A 3,924-nucleotide genomic window follows, 5' to 3' on the forward strand; every position below is an offset into this window, starting at 1 on the left:
GGTGCTGGTCAGCCGGCGCGGGCCCGACGCCCCCGGCGCCGACCAGCTCCGGGCCGACCTCACCGCGCTCGGCGTCCGGGTCACACTGGCGTGCTGCGACATCACCGACCGCGACCAGCTCGCCGCGATCGTCGCCGCGCACCCGCCCACCGCCGTGGTGCACACCGCGGCGGCCCTGGCCGACGCCACCGTCCGGGAGCTGCGCCCGGACCAGCTCGCCACCGCGCTGGCCGCGAAGGCCACGGCCGCCGTCCACCTGGACGAACTCACCCGGCACCTCGACCTCCAGGCGTTCGTGCTCTTCTCGTCGATCGCCGGCACGCTCGGCGTACCCGGGCAGGCCGGTTACGCCCCCGGCAACGCCTTCCTCGACGCCCTCGCCGAACGCCGCCACGCCGACGGCCGGCCCGCCACGTCGATCGCCTGGGGTGCCTGGGCCGGCGGCGGGATGGCCGCCGAAGCCGGCGTCGCGGACCTGCGACGCGCCGACGGCCTGCCGCAGATGCCGCCGGAGACGGCGTTGGACGGCATGCGGCGGGCGGTCGAGTCGGGCGTCCCGTCGGTGGCCGTGGTGGACATCGAGTGGGACCGGCTGTACCTGGCGTTCACCGCCTCCCGGGCCCGGCCGCTGCTGCACGCCGTCCCCGAGGTGCGCACCATCCGCGCCGCCGAGGCACGGCGCGCGCAGCCGGTACCCTTCACCACCGTCGCCGCCCAGGACCGTCGGCGCGCGCTGCTCGACCTGGTCCGCGAGCACGTCGCGGCCACCCTCGGGCACACCGGGCCGGACCAGGTCCGCGCCGACCGCTCGTTCAAGGACCTCGGCTTCGACTCGCTCACCGGCGTGGAGATCCGCAACCGGCTCGGTGCGGCCACCGGGCTGCGGCTCCCCGCCACCGTCGTCTTCGACGAGCCGACGCCGCACGCGCTGGCGAATCGGCTGCACGTCGAGCTGTTCGGCGAACCGGCCGAGACCCCCGCCCCGGCGACGACCGGCGGCCACGACGGCGATCCCGTGGTGCTGGTGGCGGCGAGCTGCCGCTTTCCCGGCGGCATCGACACCCCCGAGGACCTCTGGCGGACCGTCGCCGCCGGCATCGACACGGTCGGCGCGTTCCCCGACGACCGGGGCTGGCGCGAGGACCTGTACGACCCGGACCCGGCCCACCGGGGCACCACGTACGCCCACCAGGGCGCGTTCCTGCGCGACGCGGCCGGGTTCGACGCCGCGTTCTTCGCGATCAGCCCGCGCGAGGCGCTCGCCATGGACCCGCAGCAACGCCTGCTGCTGGAACTCGCCTGGGAGCCGGCCGAGCGGGCTGGCATCGACCCGTCGTCGCTGCGCGGCAGCCGGACCGGCGTCTTCGCGGGCACCAACGGTCAGGACTACCCGGCAGTGCTCGCCGGCACGGAGGCCGCGAACGGCGGCGAGGGCTACCTGGTCACCGGCAGCGCGGCGAGCGTCTTCTCCGGCCGCATCGCGTACGCCCTCGGGCTCGAAGGGCCCGCCCTCACCGTCGACACCGCCTGCTCGTCCGCGCTGGTCGCCCTGCACCTGGCCGCGCAGGCGCTGCGCCGTGGCGAATGCGACCTGGCCCTCGCCGGCGCGGTCACCGTGATGTCCACCCCGGCGCTGTTCGTCGAGTTCAGCCGCCAACGCGGCCTCGCCCCGGACGGCCGGTGCAAGCCGTTCGCGGCGGGCGCGGACGGCACAGGTTGGGGCGAGGGCGCCGGCATGGTGCTGCTCGAACGGCTCTCCGACGCGCGCCGGCACGGCACCCGGTGCTCGCCGTGCTGCGCGGCAGCGCTGTCAACTCCGACGGCGCCAGCAACGGCCTGACCGCCCCGAACGGTCCCGCGCAGCAGCGCGTCATCCGGCAGGCGCTGGCCGACGCCGGTCTGACCGCCGGCCAGGTCGACGCCGTCGAGGCGCACGGCACCGGCACCACCCTCGGCGACCCGATCGAAGCCCAGGCGCTGCTGGCCACGTACGGGCAGGACCGGGAACGCCCGCTCTGGCTGGGATCGGTCAAGTCGAACCTCGGCCACACCCAGGCGGCGGCCGGCGTGGCCGGTCTGCTCAAGATGGTCCAGGCGCTGCGGCACGGTGTCCTGCCGCCGACCCTGCACGTGGACGCGCCGACGCCGCACGTGGACTGGTCCGCCGGCGCGGTGCGGCTGCTCACCGAGCCGACGCCGTGGCAGCCGCGCGACGGGGAGCCGCGCCGGTTCGGCATCTCGGCGTTCGGCATCAGCGGCACCAACGCGCACGCCGTCCTCGAAGCGCCCCCGACCGACCCGGGCTCTCCGGTCGGCCCGGTCTCCTCGGTCGGTTCGGTCCCGGCGGACGACCCGGCGGTTCGGCCCCGGTCGGTGCCGGCGACGCTGCCCTTCCCACTCGCGGGGCAGACCGCGCAAGCGCTGCGGGCGCAGGCCGACCGGCTACGCGTCGCGCTGCGCGCCGGCCCGGACCCCACCGACGTGGACGTGGCGTACTCGCTGGCCACCACGCGGGCGGCCCTCGACCACCGCGCGGTCGTGGTGGCCGCCGACCGCGACGGGCTGCTGCGTGGACTCGACGCCCTCGCCGACGACCGGCCCTCGGCGCGACTCGTCCGGGGCGTACCGGCCGGCGGGGGCGACGGGCTCGCCTACCTGTTCACCGGGCAGGGCAGCCAGCGCACCGGCATGGGCCTCGCCCTGCACGACGCGTTCGACGCCTACGCCGAGGCGTTCGACGCGGTGTGCGACCGGCTGGACGCACACCTCGACCGCCCGATCCGCGACGTGCTGCGCGACGACCCGGTGGCCCTCGACCGCACCGAGTACGCCCAACCCGCCCTGTTCGCCGTCGAGGTCGCCCAGTTCCGGCTCCTGGAGAGTTGGGGCGTCCGGCCGGCCCGAATCGCCGGGCACTCCATCGGCGAGCTGGCCGCCGCCCACGTCGCCGGGGTGCTCGACCTCGACGACGCCACCGCGCTGGTCGCCGCGCGCGGCCGGCTCATGCAGGCGGTGCGCCGCCCCGGGGCGATGGCCGCCGTCGAGGCCACCGCCGAGGAGCTGCGACCGCTGCTGGACGGCCACGCCGCCGCCGTCGGACTCGCCGCCGTCAACGCGCCCCGCGCCTGCGTCGTCTCCGGCGACCCGGACCAGGTACACCGGATCAGCACCCACTTCCGGGAGCTGGGCCGCAAGGTCCGGGCGCTGCGGGTCAGCCACGCGTTCCACTCGCCGCACCTGGACGCCGTGCTCGCCGACTACCGCCGGGTCGCGGAGCGCCTGCGGTACGCGCCGCCGGAGATCCCGCTGGTCTCCACTGTCACCGGTGCGCCGCTGACCGCCGAGCAGGCCACCGACCCGGCCTACTGGGTCCGGCAGCTCCGCGAGCCGGTGCGGTTCCTCGACGCGGTACGCCGGTTGCACGCCGACGGGGCGACGACGTACCTGGAGATCGGGCCGGACGGCGTGCTCTCCGGCCTCGCCGAGCAGTGCGTCGGCGTGGCCGGGGTGCCGGTGCTGCGCGATCAGCGGCCCGAGGTGGCCGCCCTGATGGGCGCCGTCGGCCACCTGCACGTCAACGGCGTCCGGGTGGACTGGGCCGCCCTGTTCGCGGGCACCGGCGCACGCCGCACACCGCTGCCCACGTACGCCTTCCAGCGCCGCCGCTTCTGGCCCGGCGCAGGCGACGGGACCGCCGAGGCGGTAGCCCACTGGCGCTACCGGATCGGCTGGCGGGCGCTGCCCGAGTCGACGCCCATCCGGCCGGCGGGCACCTGGCTGGTCCTGCAGGACGGCCCGGACCCGCTGGTGGACCTCATGGTTGCCGAGGGCATCGGTGTGCTGGCCGCGACCGAGCTGCCCGGCCCGGCCCGACTGGCCGCCGCCGGACCGATCGCCGGGGTGCTCAGCCTGCTCCCACCCGAC

1 pseudogene is annotated in these 3,924 nt (G+C 76.7%); it reads left to right on the forward strand.

Annotation, left to right across the window (positions count from 1 at the left end):
• A pseudogene (locus JM949_RS40105) lies at nt 1-3,690 on the forward strand (type I polyketide synthase); the annotation flags it as partial.
• Nucleotides 3,691-3,924 lie beyond the last annotated feature (234 nt).

The sequence above is a fragment of the Micromonospora tarensis genome (assembly GCF_016803395.1).
GTDB lineage: Bacteria > Actinomycetota > Actinomycetes > Mycobacteriales > Micromonosporaceae > Micromonospora > Micromonospora tarensis.